This is a genomic window from Sphaerotilus uruguayifluvii (genome assembly GCF_013294065.1).
GTDB lineage: Bacteria > Pseudomonadota > Gammaproteobacteria > Burkholderiales > Burkholderiaceae_C > Sphaerotilus > Sphaerotilus uruguayifluvii.
In genome coordinates, this window is the sequence record NZ_JABSNM010000011.1 from 19984 (window position 1) to 43812 (window position 23829).

Sequence of the window (23829 nt, forward strand, 5' to 3'; positions counted from 1 at the left end):
ATGCGTGTTAAGTGATGACCTGCATGAGAATGAACGTATGACACAGCGTGCCGTTTTCGACACCATCGAGCTCCATCTCGTCAGGGTCTTTCACACCGTGATCTCCGAACGCAGCGTCTCGCGTGCCGCGATGCGCCTGTCCTCCACGCAGCCGCAGGTCAGCGCGCAGCTTCGCCGGCTGCGTGCGCTGATCGGCGACCCGCTGCTGGTGCGCGCCGGCGCCGGCATGGTGCCCACCGAGATCGCGCTGCAGCTGATGGCGCCGGCCGAGACGCTGCTGCGCAGCGCCGAGCAGCTCTTCGGCGGCAAGGCCGGTGCCCGCGCCTTCACGCCCGGCGCGGCCGAGATCGAGTTCCGCATCGCCGCCAGCGACTACCTCGACCCGCTGTTCCTGCCGATGCTGGTGGCGCGGCTGCGCCAGCAGGCGCCGCGCGCGCGGCTGACCATCCATGCGCTGTCGGCCGAGTTCGACTACCGCGCCCGGCTGGCGCGCGGCGAGGTCGATCTGGTGATCGGCAACTGGCTGGAGCCGCCGGCCGAGCTGCACATCGGCCGGCTGTTCTCCGACGAGATCGTCTGCCTGGTCGGCGCCGGCCATCTGGCGGCGCGCCGGCCGCGCGAGTGGACGCTGGAGCGCTATCTCGCCGCCGACCATGTCGCGCCGACCGCGCTGCACACCGGCGGCCACGGCGTGATCGACGAGCATCTGGCGCGCCAGGGCCTGCACCGGCGCATCGTCGTGCGCAGTCCGCATTTCGCGCTGGTGCCGACGATGCTGGCGCACAGCGACGCGCTGGTGCTGACCACCGGCCGGCTGTTCTGCCAGCGCCATCTGGGCACGCTGCCGCTGCGCATCGTGCGCTGCCCGGTCGACTTTCCCTCGCTGACCTACTACCAGCTCTGGCATGAGGTCACGCACGGCGCGGCCTCGCTGCGCTGGCTGCGCGAGACGGTGCGCGATGTCGCGCGCCGGCTGCCGGCGCCGGGCCTGTCCGCGGCCGCCGATCCCGTCCCCGTTCCTGTTCCCGCCTCTCCGTCCGCATGACTGCTGTTCCCGACCGCCTGGCGCTGCGCGCCGACCTGCTCGACTTCGACGCCGATCCCGGCTGGGCCGCGCCCGACCCGGCCACCGGCCTCGTGCCGGGCGTGCGCTGGCGGCCCGACCACTGGCTGCTGGTCGAGGCCGGGCGCATCACCGGCGTCCAGCCGGCCGCGGCCTTCACGCCGGACGCCGCGGTCTGGTCGGTCGAGGACCAGCGCGGCCGGCTGCTGATGCCCGGCTTCATCGACACCCATGTGCACAGCCCGCAGCTCGACGTCATCGCCAGCTACGGCACCGAGCTGCTCGACTGGCTGGAGACCTACACCTTCCCGGCCGAGATGCGCCACGCCGATCCGGCGGTGGCCGCCGCCGGGGCCGAGCTGTTCCTCGACGCGCTGCTGGCGCACGGCAGCACCAGCGCGGTGGTGTTTCCGACGGTGCATGTCAGCTCGACCGAGGCGCTGCTGGCCGGCGCGCACCGCCGCGGCATGCGCCTGGTCACCGGCAAGGTGCTGATGGACCGCCACGCGCCCGAGGGCCTGCGCGACGACGTGACGGGCGCCGAGCGCGACAGCCGCGACCTGATCCGCCGCTGGCACCAGCGCGGCCGGCTGGCCTATGCGATGACGGTGCGCTTCGCGCCGACCAGCACGCCCGGGCAGCTGGCGATGGCCGGCCGGCTGATGAAGGAGGTGCCCGGCCTCTACATGCAGACCCATGTGGCCGAGAACCGCGCCGAGGTCGCCTGGGTGGCCGAGCTGTTCCCCGAGGCGCGCAGCTACCTCGACGTTTACCACCGCGCCGGGCTGCTGAACGAGCGCGCGGTGCTGGCGCACGGCATCTGGCTCGACGACGCCGACCGCGCGCTGCTGGCCGACACCGGCGCGCAGATCGCGCACAGCCCCAGTTCCAACCTCTTTCTCGGCAGCGGCCTGATCGGCTGGCCGGAGCTGGAGGCCGCGGGCGCGCGCGTCTCGCTGGCCAGCGATGTGGGCGGCGGCACCAGCCTGTCGATGCTGCGCACGCTGGCCGACGCCTACAAGGTGCAGGCGCTGCGCGGCGTGCGCCTGACCGCCTGGAAGGCGCTGCACGGCGCCACGCTCGGCGCGGCCGAGGCGCTGGGCCTGAGCGGCGAGATCGGCCGCCTCGAGCCCGGATGCCTGGCCGATCTGGCGCTGTGGGACTGGTCGCGCGGTCTGGTGCCGCGCCACCGCGATGCGCGGGCGCGACAGTTGCATGAACGCGTCTTTGCCTGGATGACACTCGGTGACGAGCGGAACCTGGCGGTGACCTGGGTCGCCGGTCGCGCTCTTTTCCGGCGCGCGCCGATCCGCTGACGACAGTTTTTGTGACAATGCGCACCGTTTTTGTGCCGCACGCCTGACCCGACCCGGAGTCCTTCCCGATGACCGCTCCACCCCGCCTGGAACTCCTGGGCATCACGAAGCAGTACCCTGCGGTGCGCGCCAACGACGGCGTGGCGCTGACGGTCGCGCCCGGGCAGATCCATGCCGTGCTGGGCGAGAACGGCGCGGGCAAATCGACGATGATGAAGATCATCTACGGCGCGGTGAAGCCCGATGCCGGCGAGATCCGCTGGAACGGCCAGCCGGTGCAGATCGCCAGCCCGGCGCATGCGCGCCAGCTCGGCATCAGCATGGTCTACCAGCACTTCTCGCTGTTCGACACGCTGACCGCGGCCGAGAACGTCTGGCTGGGCCTGGACCGGTCGATGTCGCTGGCGCAGGTGAGCGAGCGCATCCGCGCGGTCTCGGGCGAGTACGGGCTGGAGGTCGATCCGCTGCGGCCGGTGCATTCCTTGAGCGTGGGCGAGCGCCAGCGCGTCGAGATCGTGCGCGCGCTGCTGACCGACCCGAAGCTGCTGATCCTCGACGAGCCGACCTCGGTGCTGACGCCGCAGGCGGTCGAGAAGCTCTTCGTCACGCTGCGCCGGCTGGCCGACACCGGCTGCTCCATCCTCTACATCAGCCACAAGCTCGACGAGATCCGCGCGCTGTGCCACCACTGCACCGTGCTGCGCGGCGGGCGGGTCACCGGCGAGGTCGATCCGACGCAGGAGACCAACGCCTCGCTGTCGAAGCTGATGATCGGCGCGGAGCCGCCGGCGCTGCGCAGCCGGCCGGCCGCGCCCGGCGAGGTGGTGCTCGCGGTCGAGGGGCTGGACCTGCCGCAGGCCGATCCGTTCGGCACCACGCTGTCGCGGCTGGCGCTGCAGGTGAGGGCCGGCGAGATCGTCGGCATCGCGGGCGTGTCGGGCAACGGCCAGCAGGAGCTGATGGCCGCGCTCTCGGGCGAGGACCGGCGCGCGCCGGCCGGCTCGGTGCGGCTCTCGGGCCAGGACATCGCACGCGCCACGCCGGCGCAGCGCCGCAGCCTGGGGCTGCACTTCGTGCCCGAGGAGCGCCTGGGCCGCGGCGCGGTGCCGACGCTGTCGCTGGCGCACAACCTGCTGCTGACCCGCACCGAGAACGTCGGCCCCGGCGGCTGGCTGAAGATGGGCGCGATCCGCGCGCAGGCGGCCGAGCTGATCGGGCGCTACAACGTCAAGGCCGGCGGCCCGGACGCGGCGGCGAAGTCGCTCTCGGGCGGCAACCTGCAGAAGTACATCGTCGGCCGCGAGATCGACGCGCGCCCGAAGCTGCTGATCGTCAGCCAGCCGACCTGGGGCGTGGACGTCGGGGCGGCGGCGCAGATCCGCCAGGCCATGCTGGCGCTGCGCGATGCCGGCTGCGCGCTGCTGGTGGTCAGCGAGGAGCTCGACGAGCTGTTCGAGATCAGCGACCGGCTGCTGGTGATCGCGCAGGGGCGGCTCTCGCCCTCGATCGCCACCCGCGACGCCACCATCGAGCAGATCGGCGCCTGGATGTCCGGCCTGTGGCAGGGCGACATGAAGAACACCAAGGAGGGCAGCGATGCTCAGGCTTGAGGCACGGCCGCAGCCGTCGAAGGCGATGTCGCTGGCGTCGCCGCTGATCGCGCTGCTGCTGACGACGATCATCGGCATCGCGCTGTTCGCGCTGCTCGGCAAGGATCCGGTGAAGGGCCTGCAGGTCTTCTTCGTCGAGCCGCTGAAGGACGCGCGTGCGCTGTCCGAGCTCAGCGTCAAGGCGGTGCCGCTGGTGCTGATCGCGCTGGGGCTGGCGGTGTGCTTCCGCTCCAACCTGTGGAACATCGGCGCGGAGGGGCAGTTCATCGTCGGCGCGCTGGCCGGGGGCTGGGTGGCGCTGCAGGCGCAGCCCGACTCCTCGCGCTGGATCGTGCTGGCCATCCTGGCCGCGGGCCTGCTGGGCGGCATGGCCTGGGCGGGCATCACCGCGCTGCTGCGCGACCGCTTCAACGCCAGCGAGATCCTGGTCAGCCTGATGCTGGTGTATGTCGCCGAGATGTTGCTGAGCTACCTCGTCTACGGGCCGTGGAAGGACCCGCAGGGCTTCAACTTCCCGCAGACCATCACCTTTCTCGCGCCGACGAAGGTGCCGCGGCTGTTCGACGGCCTGCGCGCCAACATCGGCGTGCTGATCGCGCTGGCGGCGGTCGGCGGCTTCACCGCCTTCCTGTTCCGCACCTACCGGGGCTTCGCGCTGCAGGTCGGCGGCCTGGCGCCGGCGGCGGCGCTGTACGCGGGCTTCTCGTCGCGCGGCGCGCTGTGGACGGCGCTGCTGGTGTCGGGCGGCATGGCGGGCCTGGCCGGCGCGCTGGAGGCCGCCGGCCCGCTGGGCCAGCTCACGCCCTATGTGCCGGTGGGCTACGGCTTCGCGGCGATCATCGTCGCCTTCGTCGGCCGGCTGCATCCGGTGGGCATCGTCTTCTCGGCGATGCTGATGAGCATGTTCTACATCGGCGGGGAGCTGGCGCAGTCGCGCCTGGGCCTGCCGAAATCGCTGACCGGCGTGTTCCAGGGGCTGCTGCTGTTCACGCTGCTGGCCTGCGACACGCTGATCGCCTATCGCGTGCGCTGGGGCGCCGCAGGAAAGGGTGCCCGATGAACGAGTTCGCGCTGCTGCTGGCGGCCACGCTGAATGCCGGCACCGTGCTGGCGATCGCCGGCCTGGGCCTGCTGATCAACGAGCGCGCCGGCGTGCTCAACCTCGGCGCCGAAGGGATGATGCTCGTGGCGGCGATCGCCGGCTTCGCCGTCTCGGTGCACACCGGCAACGACTGGCTGGCGTTTGCAGCCGGCGCGGGCGCGGGCGCGCTGATGGCCGCGGCCTTCGGCGTGCTGGTGATCTGGCTGAACACCAACCAGTACGCCACCGGGCTGGCGCTGAGCCTGTTCGGCAGCGGCTTCTCGGCCTTCGTCGGCATCCGCTACACGCAGGAGAAGCTCGCCGAGCGGCCGAAGTTCGAGATCCCCGGCCTGGCCGACATCCCCTTCGTCGGGCCGGCCTTCTTCAGGCACCACCCGATGGTCTACCTGACGATCGCGCTGATGCTGGCGCTGGCCTGGTTCCTGTACCGCTCGCGCGCCGGGCTGGTGCTGCGCGCGGTGGGCGAGTCGCCGGAGTCGGCGCATGCGCTGGGCTATCCCGTGCGGCGCATCCGGCTGCTGGCGGTGATGGCGGGCGGCGCGCTGTGCGGCGTGGCCGGCGCCTACCTGTCGGTGATCTACACGCCGCTGTGGGTCGAGGGCATGACCGCCGGCAAGGGCTGGATCGCGCTGGCGCTGACCACCTTCGCCACCTGGCGGCCGGCGCGGGTGCTGCTGGGCGCCTACCTGTTCGGCGGCGTGACGATGCTGCAGTTCCACCTGCAGGGCGAGGGCGTGCAGCTGCCCAGCCAGCTGCTGACCGCGCTGCCCTATCTGGCCACCGTCGTCGTGCTGGTGCTGATCTCGCGCAACCCGGCGTGGATCCGCGCCAACATGCCGGCGTCGATCGGCAAGCCTTTCTTCCCGGGATCCTGAGCCGGATCCGATAATCCCCCGCCTGCTGATCCAGGCACAACACGACCGACAGACTCTCAACAGGAGAACCCATGTCCAAGCTCTCGAAGCGCGCGCTGCTCCAGGCCTCCGGCTGGGCCGCGCTGGCCGCCGCCGCCGCGCTGGCCGGATGCGGCAAGAAGGAGGAGGCCGCACCGGCTGCTCCTGCTGCCGACGCCGCCTCGGCCACCGCTTCCGCTCCGGCCAGGCCCGAGCCGCTGAAGGTCGCCTTCGCCTACGTCGGCCCGGTCGGCGACGCGGGCTGGACCTATGCGCACGACAGCGCCCGCAAGGCCGTCGAGGCCGAGTTCGGCGACCGCATCGTCACCACCTTCGTCGAGAACGTGCCCGAGTCGGCCGATGCCGAGCGCGTGATCCGCGACCTCGTCGGCCAGGGCAACAAGCTGGTCTTCGGCACCACCTTCGGCTACATGGAGCCGATGCTGAAGGTCGCCGCCGACAGCAAGGACGTCAAGTTCGAGCATGCCACCGGCTACAAGACGGCCGAGAACATGCGCACCTACGACAGCCGCACCTACGAGGGCGCCTACATGGCCGGCGTCATCGCGGGCAGCATGACGAAGTCGAACACGCTGGGCGTGGTCGCCTCGATCCCCATCCCCGAGGTGATCCGCAACATCAACTCCTTCACGCTGGGCGCGCAGAGCGTCAACCCGAAGGTCAAGACCAAGGTCGTCTGGGTCAACAAGTGGTTCGATCCCCCGAAGGAAGGCGAGGGCGCGCAGAGCCTGATCTCCGGCGGCGCCGACGTGCTGTTCCAGAACACCGACTCCAGCGCCGTGCTGCAGAAGGCCGAGGAGAAGGGCAAGCTGGCCTTCGGCTGGGATTCGGACATGAGCAAGTTCGGCCCGAACGCGCACCTGGCCTCGTCGGTCATCAACTGGACGCCCTACTACAAGAAGGCGATCAAGGACACGATCGACGGCACCTGGCAGACCGGCGGCGTCTGGTGGGGCGTCAAGGAAGGCGCGATCGACCTGGTGTCGATCTCCGACAAGGTGCCCGCCGAGGTCAAGGACAAGGTGGCCAAGATCAAGGCCGGCCTGACCGACGGCAGCTTCGTGATCTGGAAGGGCCCGATCGTCGGCCAGGACGGCAAGGAGCTGCTGGCCAAGGACGCGGCGGCCGACGACAAGTTCCTGTCGGGCATCAACTTCTACGTCAAGGGCGTGGAAGGCAAGCTGCCGAGCGGCAACTGAGGCCCGCTCTGACCCGGCCGCCGGGTCAGGCATCACCCAAAGCCGGCGAGTCGTGCTAGACTCATCGGCTTTTCCGCCATTGGTTGCGCGGGAAAGACGGGCCGGAAGGTCCGACCGGAGGCCCGAGAGGCTGCGTTCACAAGCAGCGCCGAGGGCCACGGCACCAGCAACCAGCAGACCCCTGAAGCAAAGAGATTTGCCATGAAGACTTTCAGCGCCAAGCCGGCCGAGGTCGTGCATGAGTGGTTTGTGATTGACGCAACGGACAAGGTTCTCGGACGGGTGGCCAGCGAAGTCGCCCTCCGCCTGCGCGGCAAGCACAAGGCCATCTACACGCCTCACGTGGACACCGGTGACTACATCGTCATCGTCAACGCGGACAAGATCCGCGTGACCGGCAACAAGGCCGATCAAAAGGTGTACTACCGCCACACCGGTCATCCGGGCGGCATCTACGGCACCAAGTTCAAGGACCTGCAAGCCAAGCACCCGGGCCGCGCCATCGAGAAGGCGGTCAAGGGCATGCTGCCGAAGGGCCCGCTGGGCTACGCGATGATCAAGAAGCTGAAGGTCTACGCGGGCACCGAGCACCCGCACACCGCTCAGCAGCCCAAGTCGCTGGACATCTGAGGAGCCGACAATGATTGGTGATTGGAACTACGGCACGGGCCGTCGCAAGTCGTCGGTCGCACGTGTCTTCATCAAGAAGGGCACGGGCCAGATCACGGTCAATGGCAAGCCGGTCGAGCAGTACTTCGGCCGTCAGACCTCGATCATGATCGTCAAGCAGCCGCTGGCGCTGACCAACAATGTCGAAGCCTTCGACATCAAGGTCAACGTGCACGGTGGCGGCGAGTCCGGCCAGGCCGGCGCCGTCCGTCACGGCGTGACCCGCGCTCTGATCGACTATGACGCAGGTCTGAAGTCCGAGCTGAGCAACGCCGGCTTCGTGACCCGCGACGCTCGTGAAGTCGAGCGTAAGAAGGTCGGTCTGCACGGCGCGCGTCGCCGCAAGCAGTTCAGCAAGCGCTGATCCGCCTCGCTGCAGCGATCCGCTCCGGCGGATCCTGCCGCCCTCGAAAGGCCACCCTCCGGGTGGCCTTTTGCATTGCGCGCGCGCCAAGGCCTGTCGGGCGTGACCGCACTGGAACTCTGTCGTATCGTTCGGCTCCTGCAACAGGATGTTGCTCGTGATCGGAATATCGGATGCGATGGAAACTGCTGCGCCGCCGGCTGTCGGTGAGCGCTCCCCGGGTGACGGTGCGCAGCCGGCTGCCCTGGCCGCTGCGCTGGCTGGCGCTGGTGCTGATGATGGCCGGCTCGGCCGCGATGGCGGTCTGGGCCGTCGAGAGCGGCCGGGAGGCCGGTGCGCTCGAGCCGCAGGCGCGCGCCGAGCTCGTCGGTCTGCGCGAGGAGGTGCGCCGGCTGCGCGAGGAGCATGAACGCGCCGTCTCGGTGGCCAATGCCGCCGACAGCCTGCTCAAGGCCGCCCAGGCGACGCAGGAGGCGCTGGCGGCACGCGTCAAGGCGCTCGAGGCCGAGAACCTCGCGCTGACCCGCGATCTCGGCTTCTTCGAGAAGATGATGCCGGCGTCCGGCGACAAGCGGCCGCTGTCGGTGCGCGGATTGCAGCTTCAGGCCGACGGTCCGCAGCGTCTGCGCTACCAGGCCCTGCTGATGCTCGCGGTCGGGCAGCCGGCGGGCCTGAAGGGACGCTACGATCTGGTACTCACCGGGACACAAGACGGGCGGGCCTGGACCCAGGCGCTGTCGCGGCCGGATCAGCGCATCGACATCAGGCAGTACCAGCGCCTCGAGGGCCTGGTCGAGCTGCCCGCAGGTGTCCAGGTGAGGCAGCTGGAGATCCGGGTTCTCGATGCGGGGGGCAAGCTGCTGGCATCCGAGATCGCCCGGCTCTGAATGACATGACGACACAGGCCGGCGAAGCGCGCCGCCTGACCCAACCAGGATCCATTCCATGTTCAGTTCGAAGAAGCAGCCCGCGATCCGCAGCCTGATCGGCGAGGGCACCACCATCCAGGGCACGCTGAGCTTCAGCGACGGCCTGCGCATCGACGGCGAGGTCCAGGGCGACGTGGTGGCCAGCGCCAACGACACGAGCATCCTGGTCATCAGCGAGAAAGCCAGGGTCACCGGCACGGTCAAGGCCGGTCATGTCATCATCAACGGCACGGTCGTGGGTCCGATCGAGTCGAGCGTGCTGCTCGAGCTGCAGCCCAAGGCGCACATCAAGGGCGATGTGGTCTACGAGGCGCTCGAGATGCACCAGGGTGCTACCATCGAAGGCGCCTTGCATCCGCTGTCCAAGGGCGCTCGCGGCGACGCCGCGGCGGCCGACGACAAGCCTGCCCTGAAGCTGCTGGCCACGGGCAACGACAAGAAGTGACCTCCGTCCGCCCCGAATTCCCTGCCTAACCGGAACCTCCCGATGAGCGCCGTTGCCGAAACCCTCGACACCACCACCTCCTCCGATCTGCCCGCACCGATCATCTTCACCGACAGCGCTGCCGCGAAGGTGGCCGATCTGGTCGCCGAGGAAGGCAATCCCGACCTGAAGCTGCGCGTGTTCGTGCAGGGCGGCGGCTGCTCGGGCTTCCAGTACGGCTTCACCTTCGACGAGATCGTCAACGAGGACGACACCCAGATGTCGAAGAACGGCGTGACGCTGCTGATCGACGCGATGAGCCTGCAGTACCTGGCCGGCGCCGAGATCGACTACAAGGAAGACCTGAACGGCTCCCAGTTCGTCATCAAGAACCCGAACGCGACCACCACCTGCGGCTGCGGCTCGAGCTTCTCGGTCTGAGCGGACGACGCCTGATCCTTGCGCGCAGGCCGCCTTCGGGCGGCCTGCGTCGTTTCAGGCCGGATGCAGCGCGCCGAGGATGCGCGGGCCGCGTGCGCCGGTCACCGCCGGCTCGCCGGCCGGGCGACGGTGCACCTGCATGCTCGCCAGCCAGGCGAAGGCGGCCGCCTCGACCTGCATGACCGGCAGGCCGCGCGCGTCGGTCGGCCGCACCGGCAGGCCGGGCAGCAGCGCCTGCAGGCGCTGCATCAGCCGGCCGTTGAGCGCGCCGCCGCCGCACACCAGCAGCTCGGTCGCGTCCGCGGCCTCGCGGCGCACGTCGTCGGCGATGGCGCGGGCGGTCAGCTCGCACAGCGTGGTCTGCACGTCGACCGGCGCCAGCGGACCGCCGGCGGCCAGCCGGGGCTGCAGCCAGTCGGGCCGGAACAGGTCGCGGCCGGTGCTCTTGGGCGCCGGCAGGCGGAAGAAGGGCTCGTCGAGCAGCCGGGCCAGCAGCTCGGGATCGGCGCGGCCCTGGGTCGCCCAGGCGCCGTCGGCGTCATAGGCGCAGCCCTGGTGCCGCTCGATCCAGTGGTCCATCAGCGCGTTGCCGGGACCGCAGTCGAAGCCGCGCGGCGGCAGGCCGGGGCGCAGCACCGTCAGGTTGGCGATGCCGCCGATGTTGACGATCGCGCGGGCCCGGCCGTCTCCGCCGAAGACGCCCTGGTGGAACATCGGCACCAGCGGAGCGCCCTGGCCGCCGGCGGCGACATCGCGGCTGCGCAGGTCGCAGACCACGTCGATGCCGCTCAGCTCGGCCAGCAGCGCGCCGTTGAGCAGCTGCACCGTGTAGCCGCAGCCGTCGTGCAGGCCGGGCTGGTGGCGCACCGTCTGGCCATGCGCACCGATCGCCCGGACCGACCGGGCCGGCGGCGCGTCCTCGGCCTGCAGCAGCAGCGCGACCACGTCGGCGTAGGCGCGGGCCACCGCGTTGGCGGCCAGCGCGCTGCGGTGCAGCTCGTCCGGGCCGCTGGCCTGCAGCGCCATCAGGCGCTCGCGCAGCGCCGGCGCGAAAGGCTGGTGGGCATGGACGATCACGCCCTGCCAGGCGCCATCGGCGCCGAGGCGGCACAGCACGCCGTCGACCCCGTCGAGCGAGGTGCCCGACATCAGGCCGACGAAGAGCTCGCCGGCGCTCATTCCATGCGCTGGCGGCGCGGCACCGAGGCGCTGGCCGAGCGGGTGGCCTGATCGCGCTCGGCGCTGGCGAGCTGCTCCTGTAGCTTGCGCGACAGCACGTCGAAGCGGGCCCGGCCGGCGGTCGACAGCTCGGTGGCCTGCGCGGCGCGGGCGATCTGCATCGGGTCGACCTGCGCGCCCTTGACCTTGAACTCGAAGTGCAGGTGCGGGCCGGTGGCCCAGCCGGTCGCGCCGACCGCGCCGATGGTGTCGTTCTGGCTGACCGACTGGCCCTTGCGCACGTCGATGCGGCTCAGGTGGGCGTAGACGGTGGCGCGGTCGCCGCTGTGCTTGATGACGATGACGTTGCCGTAGCCGTTCTGCACGCCGGCGAAGTCGACCACGCCGTCGCCCACGACGCGCACCGGCGTGCCGGTCGGTGCGCCGTAGTCGACGCCCAGGTGGGCGCGCCAGGTCTGCAGGATCGGGTGGAAGCGCATCGCGAAGCCGGAGGTGACCCGCGAGAAGGCCAGCGGCGAGGCGAGGAAGGCCTTGGCCTTGCTCTTGCCGTCCGGGCTGAAGTAGGTGCCCTTGGTGCCCGGCTCCTGGAACCAGACCGCCTCGTGGGTCTCGTTGCCGTTGACGAAGCGCGCGGCCAGCACGCGCCCCGACGAGGTGCCCCAGGTGACCGGCTCGCCGTCGGCGGTCATCGCCTCGTAGACGACCGAGAAGTGGTCGCCCTTGTGCAGCTCGCGGCGGAAGTCGATGTCGCTGCCGAACATTTCGGCGATCTGGCTGGTGACCGCATCGGGCAGGCGCGCCTCGTCGGCGGCGGCGAACAGCGTCGAGCTGATCGTGCCGGCGCCGGTGCGGGTCTCGATCTTCATCGGCAGCTGCTCGCTGACGGCCTTCAGGCCGGCATCGTCGCGGCGCACGGTAATGCGGGTGAAATGGGTGCCGACCTGCGCGCTGTCGGAGGCCGGACCGCGCACGACCAGCTCCTGCAGCTGGCCGCCGCCCGGGGTCGACTCGGTCACCGCCTGCAGCATCTTGCCGGGCCTGCCCGAAAGGATGGTGCGGGCCACCGCATCGGTGCGCAAGAATTGCGCCGCCTCGGTGTCGGACACGCCCAGACGACGCAGCAGCGTGTCGGCGGTGTCGGTCGAGCGCGTCAGGTCGGTGCGATGCAGAAGCATCTCGTACTCGGCCAGCGCCTCGGCCTGCTCGTCGAGGCCGGTCGGCGTGACCGTCTCGACGACGGTCTGCACGTTCTTCGGCGTGGAGTCGATCATGCTCAGAGGCGCCACGCCGAAGGCGGTGACGCCGCTGAAGGTCAGGATCGCGGTGACGATCGCGCTGAAGGTCTTCGGATGTCGACGGATCGTGAGATCGGCGTGCGCCAGTTGCAGGCGCACCTTTTCACCCAGGTTGTTCACGAGCTGCTGTTCTATGTTCTGGGAGTCCGCTTGTGGCGGCATTCCCGGATTGACGTCCCGGACCCTGGTTCTCCCTCCGAGATCGCCGTCTGCCCGCTGCTCGTGCCGGCTGTGACTGACGCTCTAGAATCCGGGGCCCACTCTCGCTGTCGTTGGTGTCTCTTGTCTTGATCTGCGAATCCGGGCCAGTATACCCACGCACTTCGAAGTTACGAACCAATAACCCCCCGTTTCACTCATGCGCCAAGATTTAACCGAAATCGAAGATTCAGTGCGTCACGCGCTGGATGTCACGTTGCGCGGCTGCGAAGAACTGCTGCCGCAGCCGGAGTGGGTGGGGAAACTGCAACGCTCGCAGCGCACCGGGCAGCCGCTGCGCATCAAGCTGGGCCTGGATCCGACGGCCCCGGACATCCATCTGGGTCACACCGTGGTCCTGAACAAGATGCGCCAGCTGCAGGATCTGGGTCACCAGGTGATCTTCCTGATCGGCGACTTCACCTCCACGATCGGCGACCCGTCGGGCCGCAACACGACGCGTCCCCCTCTGACGCCCGAGCAGATCAAGGTCAACGCGGAGACCTACTACCGCCAGGCCAGCCTGGTGCTGGACCCGGCGCGCACCGAGATCCGCTACAACTCCGAGTGGTGCGACCCGCTGGGCGCGCGCGGCATGATCGGTCTGGCCAGCCGCTACACGGTGGCGCGCATGATGGAGCGCGACGACTTCACCAAGCGCTTCAAGGCCGGCACGCCGATCTCGGTGCACGAGTTCCTCTACCCCCTGATGCAGGGGTATGACTCGGTCGCGCTGAAGTCGGATCTGGAACTCGGCGGCACCGATCAGAAGTTCAACCTGCTGATGGGCCGCCACCTGCAGCAGGAGTACGGCCAGGAGCCGCAGTGCATCCTGACGATGCCGCTGCTCGTCGGCCTGGACGGCGTCGAGAAGATGTCCAAGTCCAAGGGCAACTACATCGGCATCAGCGAGCCGGCCAACGCGATGTTTGCCAAGCTGCTGTCGATCAGCGACGACCTGATGTGGACCTACTTCACGCTGCTGAGCTTCCGCAGCGAGGCGGAGATCGCGGCGCTGAAGGCCGAGGTCGAGGCCGGGCGCAACCCGAAGGATGCCAAGGTGATGCTGGCCAAGGAGATCACCGCGCGCTTCCACGGCGCGGCGGCGGCGGACGGGGCCGAGCAGGACTTCCAGAACCGCTCGAAGGGCGGCATTCCGGACGACATCCCGGAGATCGCGCTGTCGGGCGCACCGCTGGGCATCGGCGCGCTGCTGAAGCAGGCGAACCTGGTGGCCTCGTCCAGCGAGGGCCTGCGCATGGTCGAGCAGGGTGGGGTGCGCATCGACGGCGCGGTCGTCAGCGACAAGGGCCTGAAGGTCGAGGCCGGCACCTTCGTCGTGCAGGTCGGCAAGCGCAAGTTCGCCAAGGTCACGCTGGGCTGAGACCTGAGGCACCTGAGACAAAAGGGGCCGCATTCGCGGCCCCATGCTCAGTCCTGGCTGGCCTCCGGCCCGGCTGCGGGCAGCAGCCAGTGCCGGAGCCGGTGCCTTCAGTCGGCGTACTGGCCGGCGGCCTTGATCGCCGGACCCCACTTGGCGATCTCGGCCTCGACGAACTTCTTGTGCTCGGCCGGGTTGACGCGGGCGTCGCCGACGATCACCGCGCCCAGCGCTTCCTCGCGCTTGTGGAACTCGGCGTCCTTCAGCGCGGTCTTCAGCGCGCCGTTGACCTTGTCGAGCACCGCCTTCGGCGTGCCCTTGGGCGCGTACAGGCCGTGCCAGATCGTGACGTTGAAGCCCTTCAGGCCGGCCTCGTCGAGCGTCGGCAGCTTCGACAGCGCCGGGATCGACAGGTGCTTGGTCGTGGTCACGCCGTAGGCCTTGACCTTGTTGCCCTCGATCTGCGAGAGCGTGTTGGTGGTCTGGTCGCACATCAGGTCGACCTGGCCGCCGATCAGGTCGGTCATCGCCGGGCCGGTGCCCTTGTACGGCACGGTGGTCATGTCGACCTTCATGCTCTGCTGGAACAGCAGGCCGCACAGGTGCGAGGCCGAGCCCAGGCCGGCGTTGGCCAGGTTGATCTTGCCCTTGTTGGCATCGACCCACTTGGCCAGCTCGGCGAAGTTGTTCGCCGGCATCGTCGGGCGCGCGATGAGCGTCATCGGCACCTCGTTGATCAGGCCCAGGTACTCGAAGTCGTTGAGCGCGTCGTACTGCAGCTTGCGGTACAGCGCCGGCGCGGTGGCCATCGCGACGTGGGCCAGCAGCAGCGTGTAGCCGTCCGGGCTGGCCTTGGCAACCTTGGTGTGGCCCAGCGTGCCGCCGGCGCCGGCGACGTTCTCGATGATGACCTGTCCACCCAGCGGCTTGCGGATCGCCTCGGCCAGGTCGCGCGCGACCTTGTCGGTCGGGCCGCCGGCCGCGAAGGGCACGACGATGGTGACCGGCTTGTCGGGATAGTTCTGGGCGGCGGCGCCAAGGGCCATCGTGGCGAGGGTCACGGCCGTGAGCAGACGCTTCATGGAGTCTCCGGGGTCTGTGGTCTGGATTGTCCGCAAGGACGGGGGGACGGTGCGCCCGGTCTTGCCGTGGACCGGCCGCGGCGGGAGACCGGGGGCGCGAGCGGATGGTAGCCGGCCGTGCCGGCCCTGGTATCTCGGAAACTACTTAAGGCCGTCAGCTCGTGTCAGCGTGCCGGGCGTGCGCCGTCCTCCCGCACCGGGCTCAGCGGTAGCTGCGCCGGTCCTCGATGACCCGCCCGTCGTTGGGCAGCCGGCCCGGCGCGACCAGCTCGACCGTCGCGCGCAGCTTGGTCACGTCGCGCACCGTGTCGGCCAGCTGCGCGGCCAGGCCCTCGGGCGCCTGCGCGCACTCGACCTGCAGCGTCATGCGGTCGTCGGCCATCTCGCCCTCGACGACCAGCCGCGCGCGGCCGAGGCCGGCCTGACCGTGGCGGCGCATCACCTCGGCCACCTGCGACGGATGCACGAACATGCCGCGCACCTTGGTGGTCTGGTCGGCGCGGCCGAGCCAGCCGCGGATGCGCGGCGCGGTGCGCCCGCTCGGGCAGGGGCCGGGCAGGATGGCCGACAGGTCGCCGGTGCCGAAGCGGATCAGCGGGTAGTCCGGGTTCAGCGTCGTCACCACCACCTCGCCGACCTCGCCGTCGGGTACCGGGTCGCCGGTGCCGGGGCGCACGATCTCGACGATCACGCCCTCGTCGACCACCAGGCCCTCGCGCGCGGCCGTCTCGTAGGCGATCAGGCCGAGGTCGGCGGTGGCGTAGCACTGGTGGCCCTGCACGCCGCGTTCGGCCAGCCAGTCGCGCAGGCTGGGCGGGAAGGCCTCGCCGCTGACCAGCGCCTTCGTGAGCGAGCCGAGGTCGGTGCCGGTCTCGGCGGCCTTCTCGACCAGGATCTTCAGGAAGCCGGGCGTGCCGATGTAGCCGTGCGGGCGCAGCTCGGCCATGGCCTGCAGCTGCAGCTCGGTGTTGCCGACGCCGCCGGCGAAGACCGCGCAGCCCAGCGCGTGCGCGCCGGTCTCCATCATCGAGCCCGCCGGCGTCAGGTGGTAGCTGAAGCTGTTGTGGATCAGGTCGCCGGCGCGGAATCCGGCGGCGAAGATCGCGCGCGCCATGCGCCAGTAGTCGCGTCCGGCGCCTTCGGGCTCGTAGATCGGGCCGGGCGACTGGAAGACCCGCAGCGCGCCGCGCCCCGGGCCCTGGCCGCGCCAGCCGATCGCGGCGAAGCCGCCGAAGGCGTCCTGCGCCCGCTGCGCCTTCTGCCGCTCGAGCAGCTCGCCCTTGCGGATCACCGGCAGGCGCGCCAGCGCGGCGCGGTCGGTCACCGCGGCGGCATCGATGCCGGCCAGCAGCTCGGCGAAGGCCGGCGTGCCTGCCTGCGCATGCGCCACCTGGGCCGGCAGCGCCGCGAACTGCGCCGCCTCGCGTGCGGCCGGGTCGCGGGTTTCCAGTGCGTCGTAGAACTCGCTCACGGCGCAGCCTTTCTTTCTCGGGGTGAAGAGAGGAGGGGGAGAAGGGGGCGGGGTGCGGGCCGCGGCAGCGCGGCCCGTGCCTCAGGCCAGCCAGCGCTTGCGGCGCTTGTAGCTCTTGACGTCCTTGAAGCTCTTCCTGTCGCCACCGCCCATGCCGAGGTAGAACTCCTTGACGTCCTCGTTCTCGCGCAGGGCCCGGGCCTCGCCGTCCATCACGATGCGGCCGTTCTCGAGGATGTAGCCGTAGTCGGCGTACTTCAGCGCGATGTTGGTGTTCTGCTCGGCCAGCAGGAAGGTCACGCGTTCCTTGGTGTTCAGATCCTTCACGATCTCGAACACCTCCTCGACGATCTGCGGCGCCAGGCCCATCGAGGGCTCGTCGAGCAGCACCATCTTCGGGTTGGCCATCAGCGCGCGGCCGATCGCGCACATCTGCTGCTCGCCGCCCGAGGTGTAGGCGGCCTGGCTGGCGCGGCGGGTCTTGAGCCGGGGAAAGTAGTTGTAGACCTTCTCCAGCGTCTCGGCCACCGCCGCCTTGCCGTCCCGGCGGGTGTAGGCGCCGGTCATCAGGTTCTCCTCGATGGTCAGGTGCGCGAAGCAGTGCCGGCCCTCCATGACCTGCACCACCCCGCGCTCGACCATGTCGGAGGGCGAGAGCCGCTCGATGCGCTCGCCGCGCAGCTCGATCGAGCCCTTGGTGACGTCGCCGCGCTCGCCGGCGAGCAGGTTGCTCACCGCCCGCAGCGTCGTCGTCTTGCCGGCGCCGTTGCCGCCGAGCAGCGCCACGACGCGGCCTTCGGCCACCTGCAGCGACACGCCCTTGAGCACCAGGATCACATGGTTGTAGATCACCTCGATGCCGTTGACGTTCAGGAGGATGTTCGGAGTGCTCATGGGACGGGTCGCTTCGATGTCGCTTCGGGTTGGCGGAGGGCGCGGCCGTGCGGCCGCTCGGCGATCAGGACTGGCAGTCCTCGGGCTTGCGGCGCTCGATCTTCTTCTCGGCGGCGTACTTGTCGGCGGCGGCCTTGACCATCGGCTTGAGGATCATCTCGTCGGCCTGCAGCCAGTCGGAGGTGAAGCCCCACTTCTTGCCGTCCCAGGTGTGCACCCGCACCCAGCCGGCGCCGACGTGGTCGACGCAGCTGGTCGAGACCGGACGCATCACGCCGGCGAAGCCCATGCCGTCGAGCTTCTTCTGGTCGAGCGCGAGGTTCTCCAGGCCCCAGCGGACCTGCTCGCCGGTCATGACCTTGCCCTTGCCGAAGCGCTCCTGGGCGCGCTTGACGCCCTCGACGCCGAGCATCGCCGAGATCATGCCGCGCATGTACAGCACCGAGCCGACCTCCTCCTTCGGCCCGGTGCCCTCGCCCTTGGCGTGGACCTTGGCCAGGATGTCCTGCGTGACCTTGGACTCGGGCTGCGCGCCGTGCTGCATCGCCGCGGCGTTGTAGCCCTTGGCGGCGTCGCCGACGTCCTTCACGTCCGGCTCGGCGCCGGCCCACCAGACGCCGTACATCTTCTCGCGCGGGTAGCCGGTGGCGACCGCCTCCTTCAGCGCGGTCGAGTTCATCACGCCCCAGCCCCACAGCAGCACGTAGTCCGGGCGGTTCTGGCGGATCTGCAGCCAGGTCGACTTCTGCTCGACGCCGGGCGCCGTCACCGGCAGCATCTGCAGGTCGAAGCCGTGCATCTTGGCGCGCTCCTGCACCAGCGGGATCGGCTCCTTGCCGAAGGGCGAGTCGTGGTAGACGAGGGCGATCTTCTTGCCCTTGAGCTTGTCGAGGCCGCCTTCCTTCTTGGCGATCTGCTGGATCAGCGCGTCGGCGGCGATCCAGTAGGTGCCCAGCAGCGGGAAGTTCCACTTGAACACGCCGCCGTCCTGCGACTCCGAGCGGCCGTAGCCGGCGGTGATCAGCGGGATCTTGTCGGCGGGCGCCTTCTCGGTCAGCGCGAAGGTGATGCCGGTCGACAGCGGCTGGAACACGGTCGCGCCCTTGCCCTTCAGCCGCTCGTAGCACTCGACGCCGCGGTCGGTGGCGTAGCCGGTCTCGCATTCCTCGAACGAGATCTTCACGCCGTTGATGCCGCCGCTGGCATTGACCAGCTTCAGGTAGTCCACATAGCCGTTGGCGAAGGGCACGCCGTTGGGCGCGTAGGGGCCGGTGCGGTAGACCAGCACCGGGAAGAACTGCTCCTTGGCCTGCGCGAACGCGGCCGGTGCGGTGGTCGCGCCGGCGACGGCGGCGACGATCGAGGCGGCAAGGGCGAGCGACTTCAGCTTCATGGGGACCTCCGTGTCAGCAGGAGTGGGGAAACATGCGGGGGGGACAGGCGGGACTCAGTGCGGGAAGGGCCACAGGCGCAGCTTCTCCTTGCCGATCGACCACAGCCGGGCCAGGCCGTGCGGCTCGACGATCAGGAAGAAGACGATCAGCGCACCGAAGATCATGTATTCCAGGTGCGAGGCGGTGGCGGTGGAGATCGGCACGCCCAGCCAGGCGGGAATCTGGTTGAGCAGGATCGGCAGCACGACGATGAAGGCGGCGCCGAAGAAGCTGCCCATGATCGAGCCCAGGCCGCCGATGATGATCATGAACAGCAGCTGGAAGGAGCGGTCGATCGAGAAGGCCGCCGGCTCCCACGAGCCCAGGTGCACGAAGCCCCACAGGCCGCCGGCCACGCCGACGATGAAGCTCGACACCGCGAAGGCGCTCAGCTTGGCCCAGACCGGGCGGATGCCGATGACCGAGGCCGCCACGTCCATGTCGCGCATCGCCATCCACTCGCGCCCGGCGTTGCCGCGCACCAGGTTCTTGGCCATCAGCCCGAACACGCACAGGAAGGCCAGGCAGAACAGGTACTTCTGCGTGGGCGTCTCGATCGGCAGGCCCAGGACCTGCAGGCCCGAGACGCTGACCGAACCCGACGAGGAGTCGTTGGTGAACCACTTGATGCGCAGGAAGCTCCAGTCGATGAAGAACTGCGCCGCCAGCGTCGCCACCGCCAGGTAGAGGCCCTTGATGCGCAGCGACGGGATGCCGAACAGCACGCCCACCACCGTCGCGCACAGCCCGCCCAGCAGCAGCGCGGCGATCACCGGCATGCCGTCGATGCGGACGAAGAAGTTGTAGGCCGCGTAGGCGCCCACCGCCATGAAGCCGCCGGTGCCCAGCGAGATCTGGCCGCAGTAGCCGACGAGGATGTTCAGGCCGAGCGCGGCCATCGACAGGATCAGGAAGGGAATCAGGATGGCGCGGAAGAGATACTCGGGCGCCAGCATCGGCACGACCGTCGCGGCGAGCGCGACGAGCAGCACGATGCCGAGGCGGTCCTGCGCGATCGGGAAGATCTGCTGGTCCGAGGCGTAGCTGGTCTTGAACTGGCCGTTCTCGCGGTAAAGCATGGGATGGGTCTCCTCGGGTGGGGCTCAGACGCGATCGATGATCTTTTCGCCGAACAGGCCCTGCGGCCGCAGCAGCAGGAAGACGAGCGCCAGCGCGTAGGCGAACCAGATCTCGATGCCGCCGCCCACCATCGAGCCGATGTAGACCTCCGAGAGCTTCTCGCCCACGCCGATGATCAGCCCGCCGATGATGGCGCCCGGCACCGAGGTGAGGCCGCCCAGGATCACCACCGGCAGCGCCTTCAGCGCCACCAGCGACAGCGAGAACTGCACGCCCAGCTTGGAGCCCCAGATGATCCCGGCCACCAGCGCGACGAAGCCCGCCACCGACCAGACGATGACCCAGATGCGGCTGAGCGGGATGCCGATCGACTGCGCGGCCTGGTGGTCGTCGGCCACCGCGCGCAGCGCCCGGCCGGTGGCGGTGTACTGGAAGAAGGCCGCCAGGGCCGCCACCAGGCCTGCGGCGATCAGCGCGGCGTAGAGGTCCTCCTGGCCGACCAGGATGCCGCCCTGGAAGACGTTCTCCAGCAGGAAGATCGGGTCCTTGGGCAGGCCGACGTCGATCTTGTAGATGTCCGAGCCGAACAGCGTCTGGCCGGCGCCGTCGAGGAAGTGGGTCACGCCCAGCGTGGCCATCAAGAGCGTGATGCCCTCCTGGTTGACCAGCTTGCCCAGCACCCAGCGCTCGATCACCCAGGCCACCACGACCATGACGGCCATCGCGGCGACGAAGGCCAGCAGGTTGCCCAGCAGCTTGCTCTCGATGTGCAGCGCCGCGGGAATCCATTCGGAGAAGCGCGCCATCGCCAGCGCGGCGAACAGCACCATCGCGCCCTGCGCGAAGTTGAAGACGCCCGAGGCCTTGAAGATCAGCACGAAGCCGAGGGCGATCAGCGAATACAGCATGCCCGTCATCAGGCCGCCGATCAGGGTTTCGAGGAAGAATCCCATGTTGCGTGTCTCCCGGTGCGGTTCAGTGGCTGGTGCCGAGGTACGCGCGGATGACGTCCTCGTTGCCGCGCACCTCGTCAGGCGTGCCGTCGCCGATCTTCTTGCCGTAGTCGAGCACGACGACGCGGTCGGAGATGTCCATCACGACGCCCATGTCGTGCTCGATCAGCACGATCGTGGTGCCGAACTCCTCGTTGACGTCGAGGATGAAGCGGCACATGTCCTGCTTCTCCTCGACGTTCATGCCGGCCATCGGCTCGTCGAGCAGCAGCACCTTGGGCTCCATCGCCAGCGCGCGGCCGAGGTCGACGCGCTTCTGCAGGCCGTAGGGGAGCCGTCCGACCGGCGTCTTGCGGAAGGCCTGGATCTCGAGGAAGTCGATGATGTGCTCGACGTGCTCGCGGTGCGCGCACTCCTCGCGCTCGGCCGGGCCCCAGCGCAGCGCCTGAAGGAAGAGGTTGCTCCTCATCTTCATGTTGCGCCCGGTCATGATGTTGTCGATCACGCTCATGCCCTTGAACAGCGCCAGGTTCTGGAAGGTGCGCGCGAGCCCCATCTCGGCGACCTGGCGGCGGTTCATGTGGCCGAAGGTCTGGCCGCGGAAGGTGATGCGGCCCTCCTGCGGCACGTACACGCCGTTGATGCAGTTCAGCATCGAGCTCTTTCCCGCGCCGTTCGGGCCGATGATCGAGCGGATCTCGTGCTCGCGCACGTTGAAGCTGATGTCGGTCAGCGCCTTGACGCCGCCGAAGCGCAGGCTGATGTTGCTGACGTCGAGGATGACGTCGCCGATCTTCTTGCCTTGGGTGTCGCTGGTGCCGTTCATGCCGTTCATGCCGCTCTCCGGACCGCGGGAAAGGTCTTCGCGTCGATGATCTTCAGCGTCGCCGAGACGCTGCCGCTGCGGCCGTCCTCGAACTTGACCGCCGTCTCGATGAACTGCTCGGACCGGCCGCCGTACATCGCGTCGATCAGCACCCGGTACTTGTCGGCGATGGCGCCGCGCTTGACCTTGCGGGTGCGGGTCATCTCGCCGTCGTCGGCGTCGAGCTCCTTGTGCAGCACCAGGAAGCGGTGGATCTGGCTGCCGGCGAGCATCTCGTCCTGCGCCAGGTCGGCATTGGTCTTCTCGACGCACTCGCGCATCAGCTCGAGCACCTCCGGCTTGCCGGCCAGGTCGGTGTAGCCGGCGTAGGGCAGGTTGCGCCGCTCGGCCCAGTTGCCGGCGGCCTCGACGTCGAGGTTGATGAAGGCGCAGACCCGGTCGCGGCCGTCGCCGAAGGCCACCGCCTCCTTGATGAAGGGATAGAACTTCAGCTTGTTCTCGACGTACTTCGGGGCGAACATCGCGCCGTCGTGCACGCCGCCCCTGATGCGGCCGACGTCCTTGGCGCGGTCGATGATCTTCAGGTGGCCGGTGGCGTCGATGAAGCCGGCGTCGCCGCTGTGGTACCAGCCGTCCTTGGTCAGCACCTCCTCGGTCGCCTTCGGGTTCTTGTAGTACTCCTTCAGCAGCCCCGGCGACTTGATCATGATCTCGCCGGACTCGGCCAGGCGGATCTCGACGCCGTCGCAGGGCACGCCCACCGTGTCGGCGCGCGCCTCGTTGTCGGGCTGCAGGCAGACGAAGACGGCGGTCTCGGTCGAGCCGTAGAGCTGCTTCAGGTTGATGCCGATCGAGCGGTAGAAGGTGAACAGGTCCGGGCCGATCGCCTCGCCGGCGGTGTAGGCCACGCGCACCCGGCTCAGGCCGAGCGTGTTGCGCAGCGGGCCGTAGATGCACAGGTCGCCCAGGCGGTACTTCAGCCTGTCCATGAGGCCGACCGACCGGCCGTCCATCAGGTCCGGGCCGACGCGGCGCGCATGGTCCATGAAGGTCTTGAAGAGGTGCTTCTTCAGCGCGCCGGCGTCCTCCATGCGGATCGTCACGCTGGTCAGCAGGCCCTCGAAGACCCGCGGCGGCGCGAAGTAGTAGGTCGGGCCGATCTCCTTCAGGTCGATCGTGACGGTGGCGGCCGATTCCGGGCAGTTGACGACATAGCCGCAGGCCAGCCACTGCGCGTAGCTGAAGATGTTCTGGCCGATCCAGGCCGGCGGCAGGTAGGCGAGCACCTCCTCGGCGGCGGTGAGGCGGTCGAACTTCGCGCCGGCCTGCGCGCGGTCGATCAGCGAGCGGTGGGTGTGCACCACGCCCTTCGGATTGCCGGTGGTGCCGGAGGTGAAGAACATCGCCGCGACATCGCCGGGCTGCACCGCCTCGGCGGCCCGCTCGAGCACGCCGGCCGCGCCGCTGCCGCCGGCGGCGAGCAGATCGTCGATCGAGGCCAGGCCCGGCTCGTCGTACTTGCGCAGGCCGCGCGGATCGTCGAACCAGATGTGCGCCAGCAGCGGGCACTGCTCGCGCACCTCGAGCAGCTTGTCGACCTGCTCCTGGTCCTCGACCACCGCGAAGGCGACCTCGGCGTTGTTCAGCGGGAAGACGTATTCCGCCGCGGTCGCGTCCTGATAGAGCGGCACGGGAATCGCGCCCAGACACTGGGCGGCCAGCATCGCCATCGTCAGGCGCGGCCGGTTGTCGCCGACCACCACCAGATGCTGGCCGCGCTGCAGGCCGGCCGCGGCCAGGCCGGCGGCCATGCGGCCGACCTCGTCGGCCAGCTGGCGCCAGCTGCGGGTCTGCCAGATACCGTATTCCTTTTCCCGGATGGCGTCTGCATCGGGGCGCTGCCGGGCGTGCTCCAGCAGCAGGCGCGGGAAGGTCGAGCTCACCTTGGCGTCTCCTCGTCCTTGTTGTCGGGTGGGCGGATCGGCCCTCTCGCCACGCGATCGGTC

General features: G+C 69.5%; 22 protein-coding genes. 12 read left to right on the plus strand and 10 right to left on the minus strand.

The features are described from left to right. Nucleotides 1–37 precede the first annotated feature (37 nt). The 11 genes from HNQ01_RS13085 (at nucleotide 38) to erpA (ending at nucleotide 10031) form a co-directional block, all read left to right on the plus strand. Complete coding sequence (locus HNQ01_RS13085) at nucleotides 38–1045, plus strand: LysR family transcriptional regulator (RefSeq protein ID WP_173805891.1); 1008 nt, start codon at nucleotides 38–40, stop codon at nucleotides 1043–1045. Next, nucleotides 1042–2379 (plus strand): guanine deaminase, encoded by a 1338-nt coding sequence (gene guaD / locus HNQ01_RS13090; RefSeq protein WP_173805892.1) that lies wholly within the window; start codon nucleotides 1042–1044, stop codon nucleotides 2377–2379. The genes HNQ01_RS13085 and guaD overlap by 4 nt, the downstream gene beginning before the upstream one ends. A 68-nt stretch (nucleotides 2380–2447) precedes the next feature. Then, nucleotides 2448–3989: an ABC transporter ATP-binding protein gene (locus tag HNQ01_RS13095; protein ID WP_173805893.1), complete on the plus strand. Its 1542-nt coding sequence runs from the start codon at nucleotides 2448–2450 to the stop codon at nucleotides 3987–3989. Next, nucleotides 3976–5049 (plus strand): ABC transporter permease, encoded by a 1074-nt coding sequence (locus tag HNQ01_RS13100; protein WP_173805894.1) that lies wholly within the window; start codon nucleotides 3976–3978, stop codon nucleotides 5047–5049. Before HNQ01_RS13095 ends, HNQ01_RS13100 begins: the two co-directional genes overlap by 14 nt. Next, nucleotides 5046–5966 carry an ABC transporter permease gene (locus HNQ01_RS13105; protein ID WP_173805895.1) on the plus strand — a complete coding sequence of 307 codons (921 nt, stop codon included), beginning with the start codon at nucleotides 5046–5048 and terminating at the stop codon, nucleotides 5964–5966. Before HNQ01_RS13100 ends, HNQ01_RS13105 begins: the two co-directional genes overlap by 4 nt. 71 nt (nucleotides 5967–6037) lie before the next feature. Continuing rightward, nucleotides 6038–7204 (plus strand): BMP family ABC transporter substrate-binding protein, encoded by a 1167-nt coding sequence (locus tag HNQ01_RS13110; protein ID WP_173805896.1) that lies wholly within the window; start codon nucleotides 6038–6040, stop codon nucleotides 7202–7204. Nucleotides 7205–7405: 201 nt separating this feature from the next. After that, a complete protein-coding gene (gene rplM, locus HNQ01_RS13115; protein WP_173805897.1) occupies nucleotides 7406–7834 on the plus strand; it encodes a 50S ribosomal protein L13 in 429 nt (142 codons plus the stop codon). A gap of 10 nt (nucleotides 7835–7844) precedes the next feature. Next, the gene (rpsI, locus tag HNQ01_RS13120) at nucleotides 7845–8237 is read left to right on the plus strand and encodes a 30S ribosomal protein S9 (protein ID WP_173805898.1); all 393 of its coding nucleotides are present in this window, start codon (nucleotides 7845–7847) and stop codon (nucleotides 8235–8237) included. 173 nt (nucleotides 8238–8410) lie between these two features. Continuing rightward, complete coding sequence (locus tag HNQ01_RS13125) at nucleotides 8411–9124, plus strand: DUF6776 family protein (protein WP_173805899.1); 714 nt, start codon at nucleotides 8411–8413, stop codon at nucleotides 9122–9124. A gap of 58 nt (nucleotides 9125–9182) precedes the next feature. After that, nucleotides 9183–9611: a bactofilin family protein gene (locus HNQ01_RS13130; RefSeq protein WP_173805900.1), complete on the plus strand. Its 429-nt coding sequence runs from the start codon at nucleotides 9183–9185 to the stop codon at nucleotides 9609–9611. Nucleotides 9612–9653: 42 nt separating this feature from the next. Further along, nucleotides 9654–10031, plus strand: a complete 378-nt coding sequence (erpA, locus tag HNQ01_RS13135; RefSeq protein ID WP_173805901.1) for an iron-sulfur cluster insertion protein ErpA — start codon at nucleotides 9654–9656, stop codon at nucleotides 10029–10031. A gap of 54 nt (nucleotides 10032–10085) precedes the next feature. Here erpA and HNQ01_RS13140 read toward each other — a convergent pair whose 3' ends face one another. After that, on the minus strand, nucleotides 10086–11210 hold the full coding sequence (locus HNQ01_RS13140) for an anhydro-N-acetylmuramic acid kinase (RefSeq protein WP_173805902.1): 1125 nt from the start codon (nucleotides 11208–11210) through the stop codon (nucleotides 10086–10088). Continuing rightward, nucleotides 11207–12625 carry a M23 family metallopeptidase gene (locus tag HNQ01_RS13145; protein ID WP_353621700.1) on the minus strand — a complete coding sequence of 473 codons (1419 nt, stop codon included), beginning with the start codon at nucleotides 12623–12625 and terminating at the stop codon, nucleotides 11207–11209. The genes HNQ01_RS13140 and HNQ01_RS13145 overlap by 4 nt, the downstream gene beginning before the upstream one ends. Nucleotides 12626–12863: 238 nt before the next feature. On the opposite strand from HNQ01_RS13145, the gene tyrS reads away from it, so the two are divergent. Then, nucleotides 12864–14087 carry a tyrosine--tRNA ligase gene (tyrS, locus tag HNQ01_RS13150; protein WP_173805904.1) on the plus strand — a complete coding sequence of 408 codons (1224 nt, stop codon included), beginning with the start codon at nucleotides 12864–12866 and terminating at the stop codon, nucleotides 14085–14087. 107 nt (nucleotides 14088–14194) lie between these two features. Here tyrS and HNQ01_RS13155 read toward each other — a convergent pair whose 3' ends face one another. From HNQ01_RS13155 to HNQ01_RS13190, 8 genes are all read right to left on the minus strand, one after another. Next, nucleotides 14195–15166 carry a tripartite tricarboxylate transporter substrate-binding protein gene (locus tag HNQ01_RS13155; protein WP_173805905.1) on the minus strand — a complete coding sequence of 324 codons (972 nt, stop codon included), beginning with the start codon at nucleotides 15164–15166 and terminating at the stop codon, nucleotides 14195–14197. A 202-nt stretch (nucleotides 15167–15368) separates the two neighbouring features. After that, nucleotides 15369–16637, minus strand: coding sequence for a phenylacetate--CoA ligase family protein (locus tag HNQ01_RS13160; protein WP_173805906.1), 1269 nt, complete (start codon nucleotides 16635–16637; stop codon nucleotides 15369–15371). A gap of 81 nt (nucleotides 16638–16718) precedes the next feature. Beyond that, nucleotides 16719–17531, minus strand: a complete 813-nt coding sequence (locus HNQ01_RS13165) for an ABC transporter ATP-binding protein (RefSeq protein ID WP_173805907.1) — start codon at nucleotides 17529–17531, stop codon at nucleotides 16719–16721. A gap of 64 nt (nucleotides 17532–17595) precedes the next feature. Beyond that, on the minus strand, nucleotides 17596–18924 hold the full coding sequence (locus HNQ01_RS13170) for an ABC transporter substrate-binding protein (protein WP_173805908.1): 1329 nt from the start codon (nucleotides 18922–18924) through the stop codon (nucleotides 17596–17598). A 54-nt stretch (nucleotides 18925–18978) separates the two neighbouring features. After that, nucleotides 18979–20043, minus strand: a complete 1065-nt coding sequence (locus HNQ01_RS13175; RefSeq protein ID WP_173805909.1) for a branched-chain amino acid ABC transporter permease — start codon at nucleotides 20041–20043, stop codon at nucleotides 18979–18981. Between the two features lie 24 nt (nucleotides 20044–20067). After that, on the minus strand, nucleotides 20068–20997 hold the full coding sequence (locus tag HNQ01_RS13180) for a branched-chain amino acid ABC transporter permease (RefSeq protein WP_173805910.1): 930 nt from the start codon (nucleotides 20995–20997) through the stop codon (nucleotides 20068–20070). A gap of 22 nt (nucleotides 20998–21019) precedes the next feature. Beyond that, the gene (locus HNQ01_RS13185; protein WP_434801503.1) at nucleotides 21020–21832 is read right to left on the minus strand and encodes an ABC transporter ATP-binding protein; all 813 of its coding nucleotides are present in this window, start codon (nucleotides 21830–21832) and stop codon (nucleotides 21020–21022) included. Continuing rightward, nucleotides 21829–23766: an AMP-dependent synthetase/ligase gene (locus HNQ01_RS13190; RefSeq protein ID WP_173805911.1), complete on the minus strand. Its 1938-nt coding sequence runs from the start codon at nucleotides 23764–23766 to the stop codon at nucleotides 21829–21831. The genes HNQ01_RS13185 and HNQ01_RS13190 overlap by 4 nt, the downstream gene beginning before the upstream one ends. Nucleotides 23767–23829 lie beyond the last annotated feature (63 nt).

What these genes read in the sequence shown, in the direction of transcription:
- rpsI (WP_173805898.1), top strand. Translation starts at nt 7,845, where the DNA reads ATGATTGGTGATTGGAACTACGGCACGGGCCGTCGCAAGTCGTCGGTC.
- erpA (WP_173805901.1), top strand. Translation starts at nt 9,654, where the DNA reads ATGAGCGCCGTTGCCGAAACCCTCGACACCACCACCTCCTCCGATCTG.
- HNQ01_RS13125 (WP_173805899.1), top strand. Translation starts at nt 8,411, where the DNA reads ATGCGATGGAAACTGCTGCGCCGCCGGCTGTCGGTGAGCGCTCCCCGG.
- HNQ01_RS13140 (WP_173805902.1), bottom strand. Translation starts at nt 11,210, where the DNA reads ATGAGCGCCGGCGAGCTCTTCGTCGGCCTGATGTCGGGCACCTCGCTC.
- HNQ01_RS13105 (WP_173805895.1), top strand. Translation starts at nt 5,046, where the DNA reads ATGAACGAGTTCGCGCTGCTGCTGGCGGCCACGCTGAATGCCGGCACC.
- HNQ01_RS13110 (WP_173805896.1), top strand. Translation starts at nt 6,038, where the DNA reads ATGTCCAAGCTCTCGAAGCGCGCGCTGCTCCAGGCCTCCGGCTGGGCC.
- HNQ01_RS13165 (WP_173805907.1), bottom strand. Translation starts at nt 17,531, where the DNA reads ATGAGCACTCCGAACATCCTCCTGAACGTCAACGGCATCGAGGTGATC.
- HNQ01_RS13180 (WP_173805910.1), bottom strand. Translation starts at nt 20,997, where the DNA reads ATGGGATTCTTCCTCGAAACCCTGATCGGCGGCCTGATGACGGGCATG.
- rplM (WP_173805897.1), top strand. Translation starts at nt 7,406, where the DNA reads ATGAAGACTTTCAGCGCCAAGCCGGCCGAGGTCGTGCATGAGTGGTTT.
- tyrS (WP_173805904.1), top strand. Translation starts at nt 12,864, where the DNA reads ATGCGCCAAGATTTAACCGAAATCGAAGATTCAGTGCGTCACGCGCTG.
- HNQ01_RS13130 (WP_173805900.1), top strand. Translation starts at nt 9,183, where the DNA reads ATGTTCAGTTCGAAGAAGCAGCCCGCGATCCGCAGCCTGATCGGCGAG.
- HNQ01_RS13155 (WP_173805905.1), bottom strand. Translation starts at nt 15,166, where the DNA reads ATGAAGCGTCTGCTCACGGCCGTGACCCTCGCCACGATGGCCCTTGGC.
- HNQ01_RS13085 (WP_173805891.1), top strand. Translation starts at nt 38, where the DNA reads ATGACACAGCGTGCCGTTTTCGACACCATCGAGCTCCATCTCGTCAGG.
- HNQ01_RS13100 (WP_173805894.1), top strand. Translation starts at nt 3,976, where the DNA reads ATGCTCAGGCTTGAGGCACGGCCGCAGCCGTCGAAGGCGATGTCGCTG.
- HNQ01_RS13095 (WP_173805893.1), top strand. Translation starts at nt 2,448, where the DNA reads ATGACCGCTCCACCCCGCCTGGAACTCCTGGGCATCACGAAGCAGTAC.
- guaD (WP_173805892.1), top strand. Translation starts at nt 1,042, where the DNA reads ATGACTGCTGTTCCCGACCGCCTGGCGCTGCGCGCCGACCTGCTCGAC.
- HNQ01_RS13175 (WP_173805909.1), bottom strand. Translation starts at nt 20,043, where the DNA reads ATGCTTTACCGCGAGAACGGCCAGTTCAAGACCAGCTACGCCTCGGAC.
- HNQ01_RS13170 (WP_173805908.1), bottom strand. Translation starts at nt 18,924, where the DNA reads ATGAAGCTGAAGTCGCTCGCCCTTGCCGCCTCGATCGTCGCCGCCGTC.
- HNQ01_RS13185 (WP_434801503.1), bottom strand. Translation starts at nt 21,832, where the DNA reads ATGAACGGCATGAACGGCACCAGCGACACCCAAGGCAAGAAGATCGGC.